The following is a 17,812-nucleotide window of genomic DNA, read 5'->3' on the forward strand; positions in this document are numbered from 1 at the left end:
AGGACGCCATGGCCAACAGTATGAAAAACCGCAACCACTGGGATGCAATTACCCTTTATGCCCGCATGGGTTATGCCTCCCGCGGCATTGTGTATGTATTAGTGGGTAGCCTAGCAGCGCTGGCAGCATTTGGACAAGGCGGCCAAACAGAAGGCAGTCGTGGCGCCTTAGAACGTTTGCTCACCGCTCCCTTCGGTAAAGTCTTGTTAGCCATTATGGCCATCGGCTTGGTGGGCTACGCTATGTGGCGAATCATCCAGGCGGTTAAAGACACTGACCATCACGGCAACGGCGCCAAGGGGCTGGCAATTCGTGCGGGCTTATTGGCGAGCGCCATTACCCACACGTTGTTGTCTTTTTTTGCCGCCACGCTCATCTTTCAATTTGCGGGCTCTTCAGGTGATTCTGGTGGCGGTTCGCAAGGTGTCGCGGGCTGGCTGATGCAGCAGCCTTTCGGGCGCTGGCTGGTCGCTGGGGTTGGCCTAATCATGATAGGGGTAGGTATGGCCCACGCGCTTAAAGGCTACAAGGCCAAATTCGACAAACACTTCGCTATGCCACCACAAACGCAACAATGGGCCTACCCTATTTGCCGTTTCGGCTTAGTGATTCGTGGTGCTGTGTTTGTGATCGTGGGTAGCTTTTTTATCATCGCCGCTTATCAAATCAATCCCAATCAAGCAGGCGGTATGAGCGAGGTGTTTAGCACCCTGCGAAGCCAGCCCTTCGGTCAGTGGTTGCTTGGTTTTGTCGCGCTGGGACTTTTTGCGTTTGGCCTTTACAGCCTATTAGCGGCTGTCTATCGCCGCATTAATCCCGAAGTGTAGAGACCTGCATGGCCATAACATCCAAATGCACTAAGTAGTGGTTTGAGCGCATTAACCGCTCGAAGAATATGCTGTGTCTACTCGCCACCCTCTCCTTTCTGGAGACTATTCTTCTGCCCATTCCTATTGAACTGGTATTGATACCCTTGTTGCTGTTGCTGGTGGTGTAAGCCGTGAATCGGTGGCAACCAGCTAAATACCGTAATCTCGCTCGACTTTGGCGATACGGGTTTTGAAGTGCTGGTACCACTGCTGATGGCCTAGCCGCTGAGCTTCTTGATGCTCAGCATGGGCTTTCCACGCTTTAATAGATGCCAAATCGGCCCAGTAAGAAACTGTTACACCCACCTCATTGCGGGCAGACTCCACCCCTAAAAACCCCGGCTGCTGTGCTGCAAGCTCAACCATTCTTGCGGCCATTGCGTCATAGCCGTTATCGACCTCGGTGCGTAGTGAAGTGAAAATAACGGCGTAGTAAGGCGGTTCAGGGGTAGTGGCAATCAGGGACATGGCATCACCGGGATCCTTGGATCAGAGGCTTCGAAGCATATCCCATGAAACAAAAAATGTATTCAGGGAGCCCACTGCCAGTTGCTGCCAAACCGTACCACAGGCAGTGGGAAGAGCTGTGAGCCTAGGCGTCATCCTGCGCCTTACCAGGCGTCGCTGCCGTATGCTTGGCTTTCATATCCTTGAACGCTTCCATGATGTCCATGGGCAGCGGGAAAACGATTGTCGAGGCATTCTTGTTGCTCATGTCGCTCATGGTTTGCAGGTAGCGCAGTTGCAGCGCAGCAGAGTTTTCCTGCATGACATTGGCCGCCTCGACCAGTTTCTTGGATGCTTGCAGTTCCCCTTCAGCGTGAATCACCTTAGCGCGACGCTCACGCTCCGCCTCTGCCTGGCGCGCAATGGCGCGAATCATGCTCTCATCCAAATCTACATGCTTAATTTCAACATTGGCGACCTTGATACCCCACGCTTCGGTTTGGGTATCGATGATTTCCTGGATATCGTCGTTGAGCTTATCGCGCTCGGAAAGCATCTCATCCAGATCATGCTTACCCAGCACGGAGCGCAAAGTGGTCTGTGCTAGTTGACTGGTCGCCTGGGTAAAATTCTCGACTTGAATGATCGCCTTTTCTGGATCGACGACGCGGAAATAAAGCACCGCATTAACTTTAACGGTGACGTTATCCTGAGAGATTACGTCCTGTTCCGGCACATCCATGGTAATGACGCGCAGATCCACCACCTCCATCTTCTGAATGGCGGGGATCACAATGACTAGCCCAGGCCCTTTCACTATCTGATAACGCCCCAGAAAGAACACTACGCCGCGTTTATATTCTGGCAGTATGCGAATAGAGGCAGCGATCAACATCACCACCAGCACGACAGGAACTAAATACGAAATAATCATTGGACACCTCGTTTAGCTGTGGGTCGGTTATGTCAGAAAGTGGGCACTAGCGGGGCGTCACATATACCGTCAAGCCATCAAGGCGCACCACCACAAGCTTCTCACCTCGTTTGACTGGCACATCGCTTACTGCGTTCCAGCGCTCGCCATGCAGCCTTACATGGCCGCTGGTCTCAAAATCATCCAGTGCAACCGCATCTGCGCCGATTAACTGCTCCGCGCCAGTGTGTGCCGGACGACGGCGCAGCGTTGCAAAGCGTGTTAACGTCCATAGCATTAGCCCCCCGGACATCAATGCCACACCACCGATTAGAGGTAGCGAAATGGCAAGATGCTCCGCGTCCATCAGCATTACCGAGCCAAGTACAAAGGCAATGATGCCGCCAACCCCCAGCACGCCGAAGCTAGGCATAAATGCCTCACCCACCATCAACGCCAGCCCGACCACCATCAGCGCAAGCCCGGCGTAGTTAATCGGCAGCACCTGAAACGCAAACAGGGCGAGCAGCAAGCAAATCAAGCCAATGGTGCCGGGGAACAGGCTGCCGGGATTGGCCAGCTCGAAAACCAGCCCGTAAAAGCCGATGACCATCAAGAAGAAGGCTATGTTGGGATTAGTGATCAGCGATAGCACCTGGGTGCGCCAATCAGGGTCGAAGCGCTCAATGGTGAGGCCTGCGGTCTCAAGCGTGGCATCACCGCTTTCCATGACCACGCTCATGCCGTCAATCTGCTCAAGGAGATCGTCAAGATCGCGCGCCACCACATTGATGACGTTCTGCTCCAGCGCCTCGCTGGCAGTGAGATTGACCGCATTGCGCACGGCCTCTTCAGCCCAATCGGCATTGCGATCATGGCGTTCCGCTAGGCTGCGGATAAAGCTCACCGCATCTTCCATCACCTTGCGTTCCATGGCGCTGCCCTCGCCATCCGACTCCTCAGCCGAATTATCTTCTTCGTCTTCATCGCTGCCGAGCAGCCCACCGCCCATCTGTACCGGCGTGGCCGAGCCGAGATGCGTCGAGGGGGCCATGGCAGCCACGTGGCTACCGTAAAGTAGATAGGTGCCCGCGCTTGCCGCTCGCGCACCACTGGGGAAAACGTACATCACCACGGGAATGTCAGCGTTGAGCATCTCGCGAATCATGTCGCGGGTGGTGTCGACCAACCCGCCGGGGGTATCGAGCTCGACGATCACCACCTCACTGCCCTGCTCGCGGGCTTTATCCAGCCCACGCTCAAAGTAGTCCTTGGTAGCCGGGCCGATGGCGCCTTCAATATTAAGCACCAGAACGCTTGGTGAAGCGCTTTGTGCCATGGCCTGCCATGTAAACGACATAGTAGCCATTAGCAAACCGGCAACCATCAACCAGAGCCAGTGCGGTTTGAGAGAAAGGGTTTGCATACCCACTCCTCGCATTCAACGCCTTGAACATTCCCGTCTGAATCTGCAGCCTATCCATAGCAACATACACAAGGCTATCTACTCAACGTAGCAGCCAAATTGAGCTTCGTCATGAACAACGTGATGGCAGGATTCGAGGGGAAAAGGAGCCTGAACCAAGGCGATGCTGCAAACCAGAGGTGGTTGCAATATTTTTGAGGAGTCGGTTAGTTCAAGTAATAACCACTAACTTTCCACGTGCCCTCTTCCAAGTGAGGAGTGATGGTTTCCGTAATCTGCGATGATCTGTTTTCAAAACGTGTTTGGAACGTCAAAACCGCGTAGTCATCTCTTGGAGCCCCAGGCATAGAGGTTTCGCGGACAACGCTTACTCGCCGACGCGACTGAACCGCACCAAAGTCACGACGCGCTGCACCAATCGTCCGTTCTAACATGTGCGGTGAAAGCGGCTTTTTTAGTAGTGAAGATGAAGATTCCCATGCCTGCTCATACTGACCACTATCGATGGCTTCTAGCCACGCCAACGCCGCCGCCTCTGCCGCACTCGAGTTTGCCTGCGCTTGGTTAGACAGAATGAGAAGCAAGGTGATGATAAAGATCAGCATTTTCGGCATAACGGGCACTCTCGGCATTTAGCAACGACCAGAGAAATCTCGATGGTCTTAGGAATATATCGGTAATCCTCAGAGTTTCTTTAGGGCTGCAAGATGTATTTGCGTAATCGTTAAGCGCCAAGCTGTGTCTGCTTCTCAAACCCTACTCGCTCGTTTACTATGCGCCACCCACCCTATTTCAGTTGCCACTATTAGGTCACTATGTCCGTCAATGCCCTCTATACCGACCTTTCTGGCTACTACGATTTGATGTGCGTGGATATCGACTATCAAGCGCAAAGCCACGCCATTCGCAGGCTGCATCAGATTTTCGGTAACGGCGGAACGACACACCTAGATTTAGCCTGTGGCACCGGCCCACACGTGCGCCATTTTATTGATTTTGGATACGCCAGCAGCGGGCTTGATATTAATCAACCCATGCTGGATATTGCCGCCACGCGTTGCTCAGAAGCACACTTCACGTTGCAAGATATGAGTGACTTCAAGGCCAACGAGCCTCAAGACTTAATCACCTGCTTTTTATACTCAATCCACTACAACGATGGGATTGAAAAGCTAAAAGCGTGTATATCCAGTACTCATTGTGCCCTCAAGTCTGGTGGTATTTTCTGTTTTAACGCAGTCGATAAAGACAAAATCGATAACGCTTTATGTGTTAAACACAGCGCCCAACAAGAAAGCGATTTATTCACGTTCCGCTCGGGATGGCACTACAGTGGCCAAGGTGAAAAGCAGTCGCTTAGGCTCAGCATTGAAAAAGCCAACGCTGAAGGAACACAGCTATGGAACGACGAACACCCCATGGTAGCCGTCAGCTTTGCGGAGTTAAGCGCACTCTTAGCGCCTCACTTTGAGGTTCATGTGTTTGAGCACAACTATGAAAAAATCATCCCCTGGGATAACGCCTCTGGAAACGCTATTTTTGTCTGTGTGAAGGTTTAGTCGTCTTCGACTAGCGGTTCTCCACTTTCTCAAGAAATATCACTGATAACCCCGCTGCAATGAACATTGCTCCAGCGCCCATATTCAGGCCTTGAATTACGCGCGGACGACTCTCCAACCAGCGCGCAAACATAGATGAAAAGAGACCCAGCACGGCGAATATAGCGAATGCCATAAAAGCAAACCAAGCACCTAGCAATAGCGTTTGCAACGCAATCGATCCCTGCGCCGGCGATACAAATTGAGGAATAAATGCCAAGATAAATAGCGCGGGCTTCGGATTAAGCACGTTGGTTAGAAACCCAGTGGTTAAAACCACGCGGTAAGACAAACGACGATGCGATGAAAATGCAATCAAGTCTCTGGAACGTAATGCTTTAATACCTAACCAAATCAAATACCCGGCCCCAATCAATTTAACGGCGCTAAAGGCAACGGCAGAGGTCTGGATAAGAGCCGCCAAACCAAGAAAAGCGACAACCACATGCACCATCAGCCCCATTCCAGCTCCTACGCTGGAGACACAAGCCGCTAGACGCCCCTGGCTAAGTCCACGACTAACGGCGAGTATATTATCAGGCCCCGGCACTAGAATTATTAAAACGCATGCGGCAGTGAAAGCCATCCATGTTTCGATTGGTATCATGTCTCTCTCCTATCCCAAAACTTACGCTTACCCGTATTAATGGCAAAACCGTGCGTGCGCATCGGATGGGGCGTTATGCATTGAACCCTACCTGATACCTCTGCTTGCTTGGGCTGAATCCAGAAGACTCGTAGAACCTGTGTCGCGGGGTCTTTAGACCTCGTCATAAGCGCCGCTTTATAACAGCCAGCTTGCTGGGCAAAGTCTATAGCACACCTAAGATTGGCCTTACCGATACGTTGCTTGCGGTGATCCTTGGAAACAATCACATTTTCAATGATTGCATGCGGTCGACCAGACCAATTCAAATTAGCACACATATTTACGGTACAGGTACCCATCATGCCATTATCAGTGAAGGTACTAACGATGCATCCCCCCTTTATGATATTGAACCAAAGACCCGCGGCAATTCCTCATCCACTACTGAAGTTGCCTCATCCCTGCAAATAAAAATTAATTCACTGCGTCTGTGACCAATAGTCATTTCTCTTTGAATCTAGGAGCCAGTATATGAACGTTCTGATTCAGAAAGGCTTTAACCTTGAGAAGGCTGGGCCTGTCGCTAAGCTATATGAAGAAGCTTTCGGCGCTAAATTCGCGAGCGCAATACCTGACAAGGCTAAGCGCATTCAATTACTCTCCGACTGTTTTGTCCCTGAATTTTCCTTTACTGCCATCTTTGAAGATGAGGTCATTGGGCTAGCAGGGTTTCAGCAGCCCAATGGTTCGCTAACGAGCGGAATCGGGATGAAACAGCTGATAGGCAAGCTTGGAACATTGAAAGGGCTCTGGGCATGTCTGGTGTTCAGCTTATTCGAGCGCAAGCCAAAATCTCAAGAATTGGTGATGGATGGGATTGCTGTCGATAGCCGATTCCGAGGGCGAGGCATAGGTTCCAGACTCTTGGATAGCATTATTGCACATGCCGTGGATAATGGTTTCGAGACGATCCGCTTAGACGTTATCGATAGCAACCCGAGAGCGAAGAGGCTGTACGAGTCCAAGGGATTTATCGCCGTAAACGAAGAGCATTTTCCCTACTTGAAATGGTTAATCGGCTTTTCTGGGTCAACAACCATGGTGTTGAAGGTAGCAAGTTTAACTTAGCAGACAATGCTCGCCCTCTCGAAAGCATATCCCTTCAGAGGTGAGAGCCTGGCGCCTAGATGTTCATTCATAATCGCCATTGTCAGATATTACCCTTCGGCCACACATGGCCGAAATTGCCCCCTTTGTGACCGCTTAACGCATCGTTGGCAGAATGCGTAACAGCTAATCTGTAACCTCACTTCAACACGATGAGATTAGCCATGACCCAGCCTAAAACCGCATTACTATTAATTGATGTTCAAGCCTCGTTCCCTGCCCGCGATTACTGGGTAGAATCACTGGCTCAGGCGTGGCGTCCCAAGCAGCGTGCGGTGCTGAACGCAGCCCAGACCAACGATATACCGGTTGTGCGCATTCTGCATGAGGCACCTGGCAGCCAAGGGGCTTTCGACCCTGACGGTGGCCTTATTCGTCCGCTTGATGACTTTAACGATGAAGTGGCGGTAACCTTTCAGAAACGTGCGCATAACGCGTTCAGCGATACCTCACTAGAAAGCTGGTTACGGGAGCGAGGCATTGAACGGCTGGCGATTAGCGGTATTCGTACCGAGCAATGCTGCGAAACCACCGCACGGGTGGCGTCGGATTTAGGGTTTAGCGTCGACTTTATCAGCGATGCTACCCTAACGTTCCCCATGACACGCCACGGCATCACCTGGTCAGCAGATGATATTAAGGCGCGCACCGAACTGGTACTTGAAGACCGCTTTGCGCGTATTATCAGCACACAAGACATGATCAACGAATGGCAAACCCCCCGTGAGTGAAGAGCAACACAATAGCCAACCGCCATCCACAAGAGCCACCACCTTGCGGGTGGCGGTACTGATGATGCCCGGCCAAGTGCCACTTGATTTGGTTGGCCCACTTCAGGTCTTACAGTGTGCTGACCGGCTTTCGATAGACATTCAGGTGCGCTATCTCGGCCCCAAAGCGGCCATGCAGTGGCTAGGGCCGCTGACCCTTAGCGGCATCGATCCCTTGCCTGAACAGCTTCCTACTCAAGATTTACTGCTTATTCCTGGGCAGTACCGCAATAGCCTTGAGCCATTAGCGCAGCAAGAGTGTGTTGCTTGGCTCAAAGCGAATGCCCACTATGCAGATACGCTGATGACCGTTTGCTCAGGCACGCTATTACTGGCAGACGCGGGCCTGTTAAAGGGAAGACGCTGTACCACCCACCACGCGCTAATCGAGCAGTTACAAGCCAAAGCCCCACAAGCAAAGGTACAAAGTGATTGTATCTTTACCGAGGACGGGCGCTATTTAACCAGCGCGGGGATTTCGACCGGCATTGATACCATGCTGTACTGGCTTACCCGTGCTTGTGGCCATTCACTGGCCTTGGCGGTAGCGCGAGAGATGGTGCTGTATCTTCGTCGCAGTGGTCAGGAGCCTCAATTGGGTGCATGGCTTGAGGGCCGCAATCATGTGGATGAACGGCTGCATCGCGTTCAAGATGCAATATGTGCCGCCCCTTCGCAAACCTGGCGTATCGAGACATTGGCGGCTCAGGCAGCCATGAGCGAGCGTCATTTCCGGCGCCAATTCAAAAGCCTCACCGGCATGCTGGTGGGCGACTACATTATGGGGTTGCGCCTGCAGCGAGCCAAAGCGTTAATGACCGAAACGACATGGACGCTAGCGCGTATCGCCGAAGCATCCGGATTCGGGGATGAGCGGCAGCTAAGGCGCAACTGGGCTCGCCAGGAAAAAGCGCCGCCTAGTGTATGGCGCCGGGCCAGCTCCCAGATGCTGCGTGATTGAGTTAATGTGAGCCATCATTAAAAAAACATACCATTGGTTAACGCCATGACCGAGTTCATCTTGCCAAGCAACGCTAACGATCTAAATTTTCGGCATCGCCTGCCTGATAAACGCTTAGCCCCGTGGGTTCAGTGCCTTTGGTCAATGGGGCGCCCAGGGCATCTCACTGAATCAAGAACCGAAAAGTTCTACCCTGATGCCGGTGCTAGCCTCAGCATCAAGCTCACCAGCCCCCACCCCATTATCACGCTCTGTTTCAACAAAACCACGTTGATAGAGACACTCGACACCACCGCACCCTGTCTGGGCATTCGTTTTAAGGCAGCCGGCACCCACTGCTTGCTGGGTTTGCTACCCGAAGCATTCACAGATACACACTACCGCTTGGATAACGAGCTTGAACCATTAGGATTGCAAGGATTAATACCTGTGGTAGAGCGCCTCTACCAGTCGGACTCGCAACAGGGTTTACGCCTGCTGGAAACATGGTTGTTACATCGACTAGAAAGCCAGCCACCCGCCAATAGCCGTATCACTAAGATTGTTCAAGCCATTGGAGCACTTCAGCTTCCGCCCCAACAGTTAGGCGCCACGCTAGGGTTTACTCGACGTACCCTGGAGCGCAAATTAAAACGCGAGGTGGGCGTTACCCCAGGCCAATTAGTGGCCTATGCCCGGCTGAACCGAGCCCGCCATGGACTGCTTGCAACCACGCTGCCCCTAACGGAAATAGCCCTGCAATGCGGCTACTATGACCAAGCTCACTTCACCCATGCCTTCCAATCACTCGCCTATGAAACGCCCGCCGCCTATCGCAAGCGCAAACTGTCGCAAATTTACAAGGCGTAAAAAAACCTCGACGTTAAGCTGAGCTCTCAACTTACTCACCGAGGTCACCCACATGTCTACTCGTATCTCTCAACAGTCTGTATATCGCCTTTGCCCCCGCCTAGCTAAGCACCTGACGGCACTAGGCGACGTTGCCCCAGACTCAACGGTTGATCGCTCGATAATCCACTTGGTCAACCTACGTGTTTCGCAAATTAATCACTGCTGCTTTTGTCAGCACATGCATTCGCAAGAGGCCAGAGACGATGGCGAACACCAGGTTCGCTTAGACGTATTGCCTGCTTGGCGTGAAGCCCCCTGCTTCAGCACACAAGAGCGCGCCGCACTCGCCTGGGCCGAAGCACTAACACTGGTCAGCCAGCAAGCGGTGAGTGACAACGACTATCAAAACGCCCTAGCTGCGTTTGGTGAGCAGGGGCTAATTGACCTCACCGCCATTATTGTCCAAATCAACAGTTGGAATCGAGTATCGGTGGGCTTTCAGTTTGCACCGGACATCAGTATTTAAGCACTGAGGCTCTTGAAAGTAATAGTTCAGATAAGGAAACAGAATGAACAGTGAGATAGCGCAGCATCAACAGCTACCCAACCTACTCGGTCTCTTATCAAGCTTATTTTTCTTCTTTGGAAGTCTTTTGTTTCTTCCCGCTTTTGCGAGCTACGCAACCGTAGGCGTATGGTGTTTTGTAATGGGCTCACTGATCATGTTCATTATTTACGTGATGAGTATGAGAGATACTGGTAAGAAGCGCGGCTAATAGAGCACACATACGAAAGTAAGAAACGTCGGTTATAGCCGCTGGGTTAGCTACCCAGCGGATTGCTGACTGTAATGCCTTTCAATATTGGCTGAAACCTTACCCCAGGCGGAGGATTTCACTCTAGCTTGATGTCGCTCAAAAGAGTCTCGGTCAATGAACTCTTCATACACATCAAATCGATAGGGGTTAATAGTGCCTTGAACAACCTCAAAAACGAGGCAGCCGGGCTCAGACAGGGTTAACCGCTTATGGTTGATGAGCTCTGCTTTAACAGCGTTCAGATCCGGCTCGGGGACGATGATAAATCCTTTCAGTATGACCTTTGGCATTGATTTCCTCGGCGCAGAATCTGCCAACTGCGCTAATGATATGGTTCCGCAACAGTCCATAGGCAGGCATGATGGCCTTGTTATCAAGTGTAATTTACTGCATGATTTTGACATTGCCGTTTCCATGAGGCTGGGTAAATAGATGAATACAGCGCAACTTGAAACCATCACGAACGAAGCAATGACCCTATCGGAGAAAGACCGAGCTAAACTCGCTCATGATTTGGTAGCAAGCCTGGATGGTATGGCTGAAATCAGTGTATCGGAAGCTTGGGACGCGGAGATATGTCGCAGAATCAATGAGATTGAATCTGGCAAAATCAAATCTTTAGATGTCAGTGAAGTCCTTGAGCGTGCCAGAGCTCGGTTAAGGAACTGATTTTGATAGTAAAGGTTAGTCCAGAGGCTTCAGAAGAACTGATGGAAGCCGCAGCTTGGTATGAACTCGAATCACCGGGGCTTGGTGAACAGCTTATTGATACCTTTGAACAAGCTACCACAAAGCTAAGCGCACCAAATCCACCACTGGTTCCTGTAATAGGCGAAGCACGCAAACGTGGCGCAAAGCGCTTCATCCTTCAACAATTCCCGTTTTCCCTTGTGACTGTTTCCAATAACCAAACAATTACCATTGTTGCTTTCGCCCATCACTTGAGAAAGCCGGGCTACTGGCATAATCGGGTTAGCCCATAATGCCACTCATCACGCACCTATCGCTTTCATTTCATTAGTATGAAGTACGCCCCTCTACTGCTGAGTTAACCGATATTGCCTCACTGGACGGCCATGAAATTCAAGATTATCGAACACAGAAAACCCGGCTTTCTCTGCGACCTTAAGCGACGCAACATTTTCAGGCTCAATAATAACCACCACCGACGATAGCTGCTTTTGATTAAATGCCTTATGAAGTACCGCTTGCACGGCCTCAGACGCCAGCCCCTGGCCCCAGTACTGTTTGGCTAGCCGATAGCCTAGCCCCATCTCCTCAACACCATTGACCTCTTCGGGGCTGACACCACAAAAGCCAACAAGCTTACCGGCCCCCTTCTCAACTAAAGCCCATGGCCCGATACGGTGAGACGCATAGCTCTCCAAACACCACTCGATAAACCGCCGAGTCGCCGTTTCATCGCAAACGCCTCGAATCGAATATTTCATCACCTCAGGGTCGCTGAGGATATTGGTTAACTCGGGAACATCGTCTAAGGACAACGTTCTTATAACCAGCCTCTCCGTTTCACAAATTTGCACCATTTCCTCCTTGTTGATGATGCTCTCGGCAAGCGCTAGCTCCGCCCCAATTGATTGTCGGCAGGAGTGTGCCTTTACTGAGCCTAAGCCCTCGGCGTTTGGCAAAAGCTACCAAAAGTGGGGACAGCTCAAGGAAGAGGTTAAGCGTCGCGATGGTGTGGCGAAGAGCCTGAAAACTCAACGATGGCTTCAATTTCCACAGCAAACCCCTTCGGCAATGAGCCAACACCAATGGCAGAGCGTGCATGCTCACCGCGCTCACCAAGAACGGTAACAAACAGGTCGGAACAACCGTTGATGACTTCAGTGTGAGAAGTAAAGTTAGGATCAGCATTGACCATACCAAACACCTTCACGACACGCTGAACCCGATCAAAGTCACCCAGCGCTTCTTTAATGAGCGCAAGGAGATACAGGCCAACCTCTTGAGCGTACATCCGAGCCTGCTCAACAGTGACTTCCTGCCCAACTTTTGGGACAACAACTCCCTCTTCTCGCAACGGAGCACCCTTACCTGATAGATAGAGCATGTTGTCCGAAATGGCATAGGAACGAAAGTTGCCCCTTGGCGTGGTAACGACGGGCAGATCCAATCCCAGCGAACGGATACGCTCTTCCACGGTTGATTTCATTACAGGCTCCAAGTATTTGCTGTTAAGGCGTTTGTAACAACGTGTACTGATTTATTAAAGATCTTGACGACGATACACATTCCATTTCTTGATCTCACTGAAACCAAAACACGATATAACAGACTTAACCATGCTAGTTTAATTAAATATTCGTCCTGATTTTGGCAGCGAGATCCGCTAAAATGTTATCGTCTTCACGTTTATAGTCATGGGACGAAATATAGCCTTCATACCGATCAAAATATTTGTTCACGCTAGACGCAATAGGCTTGAACGCCGAATGTTGACCCGTCCCGTGCATAGGGAATAGTTTCGCATGTAAATGATCCACTCCATAACCTTCGAATATCATTCCCGTACGACCAACATCATCCAATACTTCATCAAGCAGCAAAGCCACTCGCTGTGAAGCCAATACCAGCGCCGTAACGACATCATCATCTTGAGCAAACAGGTAGCTTGGAACATGATGCTTCGGAATGACCACTGAAACCCCAGGTGTATTCGGATAAATGGACAGAAAGGCCAAGTGATTTGCGTCCTCCCATATCTTGTGACATGGAACGTTACCAGCCACGATCTCACAAAAAACACAGCTCATGCTCACTCCTTGATTTCATTTTATACTCCGTTGTTCAGAGACAGCCCTGGTAGGGCGATGCGGTAAAAGGTCAGGCTACAGATCAGATCCATGATTGATGCCGTCGCTAACCGGGACACCTTCCAAATCACAGGGGTTAACGCCTTCTAAGCACCCAACATTGAATCCATACACATTGGAGTTCAAGCGCGTTTGGTGATGAGTGTAGATGCCGCAATTTGAGCAGAAGTAGTGTTTAGCGAAGGCTAACTCAGAGCAAAAGCACCCCGAGACTAGCTTTTATTAACCCCTGAACTCGTAGTGGAAAACGTCCCTATACTCCCCGTTCAATTGAGGGGCTTGATAAAACTTTTTGGTTCTTGTCGTGAATCTAAACCCTGCTTTGGCTAAAGCCATTTGTGCAGCGACGTTCTCGACGTCAGTGAAGGTGTTAACTCTTATTGCGTGATCTTCTGCGAGCAAGTGCTGTGCGGTAAGTACCAACGCCTCTGCTGCGTACCCGCAACCTCTATATGGTCGCCCGATACCAAAGTGAACAACCATTGAGTCTTTACTTTTTACAACGGTTATCAGCCCTATGGCACCTCCTTCCCTGATAGCATCTACAACCCAAATACACTTGCCTGTTAACGCCATACTTTCAGGAACGGAAAGATTTTGAAACATCTTTTCAGTTTGTTCGATTTCAGTGTGAGGGTGCCGTGCAAGGTATTTTGTTGAGCCTAAATCCCCCGTATAGCTTTTAAAGATTGGGGCAATATCTTCAGGCCAGTAGTACCTCAAAACTAGCCTTTTGGAAGCCGTAATCATGTTTGGATCCTTTACGTCGCCACAACAGCGCAGTTCCATTGCTTCCGTACGAAAAGGCTTTAATTTATATCATCTTTCAGGCGATGAATATGGATGGAGTATCCCAAAGCAACCTCGATACCTGGATTTAACCAACCGGGTAGGCACTCTGCACTAGCACTTCCTAGCTCTCCGCTACAGATCAGATTCATGGTTGATACCGTCGCTAACCGGTACACCATCCAAATCACAGGGGTTAACGCCTTCCAGGCACCCGACATTGAATCCATACACAGTGGGGTTCGAGCGCGTTTGGTGGTGGGTGTAGATGCCGCATTTTGAACAGAAGTAATGCTTTGCGACACCTGAATTGAATTGATATAGCTTTAGATGCTCAGCACCGCGAAGAATGTGAAGACCGCTCAATGGTACATAGGCCATGACAGCACCTTTGCGCCTACAAATAGAGCAGTTACACCTTTTCAGGTCAACAAGACCATCAGGCAGATCGAGTTCGAGCTCCACCATGCCGCAGTGGCATGTAGCCCTGTGCCTAGGTTGAATGTTAACTCCGCCCACTTGCTTGACCACAGCTTTCCCCCGTATCTATCGCTGGCGAGGCGTTTTATAAGTTAGCATCAACTTCCTTCAGCCCTAGAAGCACCGCTGCGCCAATCAAAAACGATCCAGATACCTTACCTAAGTACTGGCGCGCTGATGACTTTAGTTTCGTACTAACCCATTCAGCTGATTTACCGTAGGAAAACAAGAAAACCGCATCCATGATGAGATACGTGGCACTCAGTATCGCAAACTGATGCAGAAGGGGCTCAGATGGGTTAATGAACTGTGGAAAAAGAGCAGCGAAAAAAATAACGGCTTTAGGGTTTGCGGCTGAAGTGATAAAACCTTGCCAAAACAAGCTTTGTTTCGACCGCCCCTGATTCGCCACACCTACATGGCCCCCACTCTTTGAGAAGATCAACCTTAGGCCTAAGTACGATAAATATGCCACCCCCGCCCACTTCACAACGATAAAAAAATCACTGGATTGCTGAACAATGCTCACCAAACCTATCGAGGCGACAATCATTTGTAAAAAATTGGCTGACAAATCGCCAGCAGCGGTAAATAGCGACCGTTGGAAGCCATTGCTAACGCTATTGGAAAGCATCAAAAGCTGGCTAGGGCCCGGTGTACTCATCAAAATGAATACGGTGCTGACATACAGAAGCCAAATTTCCGTTCCCATATCCCCTCACTTTTCAAAATTAAAGTGTGTAACGCCCGCAGAATCAACGATCTAAGACTGAACCTCAAAAGGAGAAATAGCCGTACCTTGGTTGTAAACCATTTTCCAGTCACTTCCCTCTTTCCGCCATATTGACGTTCGCCGAGAATAGCTTGTACCTAAGCCATTTTGACGACTGATAGCAACCCTATAAAAGAGCTGAATAAGATCAGAGCTCAATCTCCGGTGCTCAAAGTCCTGAGATATGGCCGACCATGCGGACTCCTGCGGCAAACAATCAAGGACACTATCTAACCCGAAAAAATCGCCTGATGTGCCGATCTCCAGGAAATCCGAGGATAGCAGAGACCGCAGCTTCGCCGGTGACCTGCGCACCTCGAAGCTAAGCAAGGCTCTCTCCTTTTCTATCAGATCCGCTTCGATTTCCATAGCCGATTACCCTAACATCTGAACTCGACAACCTCCCGCGGCTCCTTGGTTAGAGCCTGTAGAATGGATGGTTAGCTCCCCTTTTCCTCGAGCAAGTCGACATAAGCGCCTTCAATGAGCTGGGATGACTCGATACCGAGCCGATCCAATAAGTGGTGCGCGACTTCCACACCGGGCTGTGATGACTCACTGGAGGAAAGTACCACTTCAAGTTCAAGAAAGTGCCCAAGGCCCTCCACTCTATCGAGATGTACACGAGTCCTGTCAACAAGATACAGCGTGCGATGTTTTCGAACACGGCCAACTTCACCATAAGCCAGCGAAAGCGTCTCTCGCAACGCCTCAGGCTCATCGGTTTGCGAGCGAACGTAAAACGATTCTTTCGGGCCTGCCTGATTGGCGCGCAGGTAAAAAATGAGTTCGCCGTGCTTTTCTGAAAACACCCGAAGCTTCAGCCGACCAGCCTCACAATGGAAGAAGGTATCGTCTTGCACTATCTCAGTAGGCCCATTGTCCGCGATCTTAGCCACCCTGGACTCGAGCGCTTCGATGTTGTCGATACGTGCTTTGATCTCAATATTTCTGGCCATGGTAAGTGCCTCCGCCGCTTTCGTTCGGTGCAAACCCTTGAAATCTGCTGGCTGGTCTATCAAGAGTCAATGCCCAGTGGGCAAGCAAAACTACAACACTGCCTTTAACAGTTTATAAAACTCATCTAACTCTTTCTTATCAAGTGGTTCAAGCAATGCGGCAGAAGCATGTTTAAACGAAACTTGCGCATCTTCATAAATTTTTGTCCCAGCAGTGGTAAGTGCCACCAGGCTGACTCTGGCATCACGAGGGTTTTCCTGCTTCTTAACCAGCCCTATTTTCTCCATAGGATTTAAAAGGCGAGTAACCCCTGATGGGCTCAACCCAACCTGTTCAGCAAGATCGCTACGGCGTACTTTTTGATTGGGTGCGGTGTATAGCTGATTGAGAACCAGATAATCGGACAGGCCAATACCATGCGCGGAAAGCGCACTGCCAATCCGTTTTTGGATTTTACTTTGCAGGTTGATGACACTTAACACCAATCCTGCCTCTATATTTTCCGACATAGTCATTACTCTTGCGCGATGGTTGATCCCACAAATATATACTCAAATGATTGAGCAGTCAAACATATTGCAAGAAAATGGTCGTTAGCGGTTATTGATGACCGAGTGAAATGCCAGGTTAGCTGCTCTCATGCATGTATGCACGAGGCTGACTCTCCTAATTCATGACAAAGAGAATTAGAATCCGTCCTTCATCTTCAGGATAAAATGCGACACGAAGGCACCACTGCTTCCCATTTCGAGAAAGGCACTAGACTTTGTACGAAAAGTCGGCGAGCGAAGGTCAGGCAAGGCAAAAAACGGCGAAAAAGCGGAGTTTACGGAGTGTAAATGAGCATTTTGAGCCGTTTTTTAACGCAGCATGGCCGAGCACAGGCAGTTTTCGTACAAAGCCTAACGCTAAAGCCTACCTTCACCGATGCTTATATAGCGCAATTTTGCTGCCTTCATTCCCAAAAAATTGAATTAATTGTTTTCTAGGCTTTGAAGTTGGGTGGAGTGTCCCAAAGCTGCACCTCGATATAGAGCTCAAAATCTGTTTCCCAATAGCGCTCGTAAGGAATCTCGTGATCATTGGCAGGAATACCGAAGCGTGTAACGAGCCTACTCACCTCATTAAGCAGAAACACTTGATTGTAGTAAGGCTTGTCGTCTCGGGTTAGCGCAATAAAGCTATCCGGGTAAGTCAAAGACGTTACTTCGGGGTCGAGCTCAGAGAGAGGGATTCTAAGCTCACCTTGGTTCGCGTTCAGGTCACGAAACCAAGGGGATTCTCCAAGCACTAGATAGAAGGGATGATCACGGCGCGGTTTACCTCCACGCGCAACGAAGAGTTCTCGCAGCCGAGCTTCAACCTCACGTCGGACTCCTATGTAATTCCTACCGTAGCGCCGCCGGTAACCGGGATCACGCTGATGACGAGTTAGGATATCTTGAAATACAGGATCTTCCGAGCTCGCAGGAAGCTCTGAGAGACTCCGAAACGGGCCAGTCTCTCGCAAATAATAGTGTGTAGCAAAATCTGGGGGTCTACTCACTGTTTCATGCCTTCGGCCAAGCTAATAGCCATCAAACGC

The 17,812-nt window shown here is 50.3% G+C and carries 27 protein-coding genes; 10 read left to right on the forward strand and 17 right to left on the reverse strand.

Features of this window, described 5'->3' with window-relative positions; translation table 11 throughout:
• The first annotated feature begins 8 nt into the window (after positions 1 to 8).
• Positions 9 to 827: a DUF1206 domain-containing protein gene (locus HALTITAN_RS09950; protein WP_027957570.1), complete on the forward strand. Its 819-nt coding sequence runs from the start codon at positions 9 to 11 to the stop codon at positions 825 to 827.
• A gap of 192 nt (positions 828 to 1,019) precedes the next feature.
• Here the strand turns inward: HALTITAN_RS09950 and HALTITAN_RS09955 are convergent, their stop codons facing one another.
• The 4 genes from HALTITAN_RS09955 to HALTITAN_RS09970 all read right to left on the reverse strand — a co-directional run bounded on the left by HALTITAN_RS09955 (position 1,020) and on the right by HALTITAN_RS09970 (position 4,269).
• Entirely contained in the window at positions 1,020 to 1,337 is a 318-nt protein-coding gene (locus HALTITAN_RS09955; protein ID WP_022523120.1) for an antibiotic biosynthesis monooxygenase family protein, read from the reverse strand.
• Positions 1,338 to 1,461: 124 nt separating this feature from the next.
• Positions 1,462 to 2,250: a slipin family protein gene (locus HALTITAN_RS09960; protein WP_009287026.1), complete on the reverse strand. Its 789-nt coding sequence runs from the start codon at positions 2,248 to 2,250 to the stop codon at positions 1,462 to 1,464.
• A 46-nt stretch (positions 2,251 to 2,296) separates the two neighbouring features.
• Positions 2,297 to 3,655 (reverse strand): NfeD family protein, encoded by a 1,359-nt coding sequence (locus tag HALTITAN_RS09965; protein ID WP_039859118.1) that lies wholly within the window; start codon positions 3,653 to 3,655, stop codon positions 2,297 to 2,299.
• A gap of 206 nt (positions 3,656 to 3,861) precedes the next feature.
• Positions 3,862 to 4,269 carry a DUF4019 domain-containing protein gene (locus HALTITAN_RS09970; protein WP_022523117.1) on the reverse strand — a complete coding sequence of 136 codons (408 nt, stop codon included), beginning with the start codon at positions 4,267 to 4,269 and terminating at the stop codon, positions 3,862 to 3,864.
• 201 nt (positions 4,270 to 4,470) lie between these two features.
• Here HALTITAN_RS09970 and HALTITAN_RS09975 point away from each other — a divergent pair, with 201 nt between their 5' ends.
• Positions 4,471 to 5,214: a class I SAM-dependent DNA methyltransferase gene (locus HALTITAN_RS09975; RefSeq protein ID WP_009287028.1), complete on the forward strand. Its 744-nt coding sequence runs from the start codon at positions 4,471 to 4,473 to the stop codon at positions 5,212 to 5,214.
• Positions 5,215 to 5,224: 10 nt separating this feature from the next.
• On the opposite strand, the gene HALTITAN_RS09980 is transcribed toward HALTITAN_RS09975, so the two are convergent.
• Both HALTITAN_RS09980 and HALTITAN_RS26345 read right to left on the reverse strand, forming a co-directional pair.
• Positions 5,225 to 5,860 (reverse strand): LysE family translocator, encoded by a 636-nt coding sequence (locus HALTITAN_RS09980; RefSeq protein ID WP_009287029.1) that lies wholly within the window; start codon positions 5,858 to 5,860, stop codon positions 5,225 to 5,227.
• On the reverse strand, positions 5,857 to 6,273 hold the full coding sequence (locus HALTITAN_RS26345; RefSeq protein WP_083868773.1) for a GNAT family N-acetyltransferase: 417 nt from the start codon (positions 6,271 to 6,273) through the stop codon (positions 5,857 to 5,859). The genes HALTITAN_RS09980 and HALTITAN_RS26345 overlap by 4 nt, the downstream gene beginning before the upstream one ends.
• 100 nt (positions 6,274 to 6,373) lie before the next feature.
• Here HALTITAN_RS26345 and HALTITAN_RS09990 point away from each other — a divergent pair, with 100 nt between their 5' ends.
• The 6 genes from HALTITAN_RS09990 to HALTITAN_RS10015 all read left to right on the forward strand — a co-directional run bounded on the left by HALTITAN_RS09990 (position 6,374) and on the right by HALTITAN_RS10015 (position 10,347).
• On the forward strand, positions 6,374 to 6,970 hold the full coding sequence (locus HALTITAN_RS09990) for a GNAT family N-acetyltransferase (protein ID WP_009287030.1): 597 nt from the start codon (positions 6,374 to 6,376) through the stop codon (positions 6,968 to 6,970).
• Positions 6,971 to 7,173: 203 nt separating this feature from the next.
• A complete protein-coding gene (locus tag HALTITAN_RS09995) occupies positions 7,174 to 7,740 on the forward strand; it encodes an isochorismatase family protein (protein WP_039859119.1) in 567 nt (188 codons plus the stop codon).
• Positions 7,733 to 8,740 (forward strand): GlxA family transcriptional regulator, encoded by a 1,008-nt coding sequence (locus HALTITAN_RS10000; RefSeq protein WP_027957575.1) that lies wholly within the window; start codon positions 7,733 to 7,735, stop codon positions 8,738 to 8,740. Before HALTITAN_RS09995 ends, HALTITAN_RS10000 begins: the two co-directional genes overlap by 8 nt.
• A gap of 45 nt (positions 8,741 to 8,785) precedes the next feature.
• A complete protein-coding gene (locus tag HALTITAN_RS10005) occupies positions 8,786 to 9,589 on the forward strand; it encodes a helix-turn-helix transcriptional regulator (RefSeq protein ID WP_022523109.1) in 804 nt (267 codons plus the stop codon).
• Positions 9,590 to 9,641: 52 nt separating this feature from the next.
• Positions 9,642 to 10,097 (forward strand): carboxymuconolactone decarboxylase family protein, encoded by a 456-nt coding sequence (locus HALTITAN_RS10010; RefSeq protein WP_009287032.1) that lies wholly within the window; start codon positions 9,642 to 9,644, stop codon positions 10,095 to 10,097.
• Between the two features lie 43 nt (positions 10,098 to 10,140).
• Positions 10,141 to 10,347, forward strand: coding sequence for a YrhK family protein (locus HALTITAN_RS10015; protein ID WP_022523108.1), 207 nt, complete (start codon positions 10,141 to 10,143; stop codon positions 10,345 to 10,347).
• 50 nt (positions 10,348 to 10,397) lie between these two features.
• On the opposite strand, the gene HALTITAN_RS10020 is transcribed toward HALTITAN_RS10015, so the two are convergent.
• A complete protein-coding gene (locus HALTITAN_RS10020) occupies positions 10,398 to 10,679 on the reverse strand; it encodes a putative quinol monooxygenase (RefSeq protein WP_027957577.1) in 282 nt (93 codons plus the stop codon).
• Positions 10,680 to 10,821: 142 nt separating this feature from the next.
• On the opposite strand from HALTITAN_RS10020, the gene HALTITAN_RS10025 reads away from it, so the two are divergent.
• Together HALTITAN_RS10025 and HALTITAN_RS10030 are read left to right on the forward strand one after the other, a co-directional pair.
• Positions 10,822 to 11,058, forward strand: a complete 237-nt coding sequence (locus tag HALTITAN_RS10025; RefSeq protein WP_039859121.1) for an addiction module protein — start codon at positions 10,822 to 10,824, stop codon at positions 11,056 to 11,058.
• Positions 11,059 to 11,060: 2 nt separating this feature from the next.
• Positions 11,061 to 11,372: a type II toxin-antitoxin system RelE/ParE family toxin gene (locus HALTITAN_RS10030; protein ID WP_051051979.1), complete on the forward strand. Its 312-nt coding sequence runs from the start codon at positions 11,061 to 11,063 to the stop codon at positions 11,370 to 11,372.
• 54 nt (positions 11,373 to 11,426) lie between these two features.
• On the opposite strand, the gene HALTITAN_RS10035 is transcribed toward HALTITAN_RS10030, so the two are convergent.
• From HALTITAN_RS10035 to HALTITAN_RS10075, 10 genes are all read right to left on the reverse strand, one after another.
• Positions 11,427 to 11,936, reverse strand: coding sequence for a GNAT family N-acetyltransferase (locus HALTITAN_RS10035; RefSeq protein WP_083868775.1), 510 nt, complete (start codon positions 11,934 to 11,936; stop codon positions 11,427 to 11,429).
• 137 nt (positions 11,937 to 12,073) lie between these two features.
• Positions 12,074 to 12,565 (reverse strand): RidA family protein, encoded by a 492-nt coding sequence (locus HALTITAN_RS10040; protein ID WP_039859123.1) that lies wholly within the window; start codon positions 12,563 to 12,565, stop codon positions 12,074 to 12,076.
• 142 nt (positions 12,566 to 12,707) lie between these two features.
• A complete protein-coding gene (locus tag HALTITAN_RS10045; protein WP_039859124.1) occupies positions 12,708 to 13,166 on the reverse strand; it encodes an HIT family protein in 459 nt (152 codons plus the stop codon).
• Between the two features lie 282 nt (positions 13,167 to 13,448).
• Positions 13,449 to 13,976, reverse strand: a complete 528-nt coding sequence (locus HALTITAN_RS10050; RefSeq protein ID WP_039859125.1) for a GNAT family N-acetyltransferase — start codon at positions 13,974 to 13,976, stop codon at positions 13,449 to 13,451.
• A gap of 174 nt (positions 13,977 to 14,150) precedes the next feature.
• A complete protein-coding gene (locus HALTITAN_RS24830) occupies positions 14,151 to 14,546 on the reverse strand; it encodes a GFA family protein (protein ID WP_443604128.1) in 396 nt (131 codons plus the stop codon).
• Between the two features lie 34 nt (positions 14,547 to 14,580).
• The gene (locus HALTITAN_RS10055) at positions 14,581 to 15,207 is read right to left on the reverse strand and encodes a LysE family translocator (RefSeq protein ID WP_009287036.1); all 627 of its coding nucleotides are present in this window, start codon (positions 15,205 to 15,207) and stop codon (positions 14,581 to 14,583) included.
• A 51-nt stretch (positions 15,208 to 15,258) separates the two neighbouring features.
• A complete protein-coding gene (locus HALTITAN_RS26350) occupies positions 15,259 to 15,636 on the reverse strand; it encodes a nuclear transport factor 2 family protein (RefSeq protein WP_039859127.1) in 378 nt (125 codons plus the stop codon).
• Between the two features lie 71 nt (positions 15,637 to 15,707).
• On the reverse strand, positions 15,708 to 16,226 hold the full coding sequence (locus HALTITAN_RS10065; protein ID WP_039859128.1) for a class IV adenylate cyclase: 519 nt from the start codon (positions 16,224 to 16,226) through the stop codon (positions 15,708 to 15,710).
• Positions 16,227 to 16,316: 90 nt separating this feature from the next.
• Entirely contained in the window at positions 16,317 to 16,736 is a 420-nt protein-coding gene (locus HALTITAN_RS10070) for a MarR family winged helix-turn-helix transcriptional regulator (protein ID WP_022523102.1), read from the reverse strand.
• A 476-nt stretch (positions 16,737 to 17,212) separates the two neighbouring features.
• Positions 17,213 to 17,773, reverse strand: a complete 561-nt coding sequence (locus HALTITAN_RS10075; protein ID WP_009287039.1) for a hypothetical protein — start codon at positions 17,771 to 17,773, stop codon at positions 17,213 to 17,215.
• Positions 17,774 to 17,812 lie beyond the last annotated feature (39 nt).

Source organism: Vreelandella titanicae BH1, from assembly GCF_000336575.1.
GTDB lineage: Bacteria > Pseudomonadota > Gammaproteobacteria > Pseudomonadales > Halomonadaceae > Vreelandella > Vreelandella titanicae.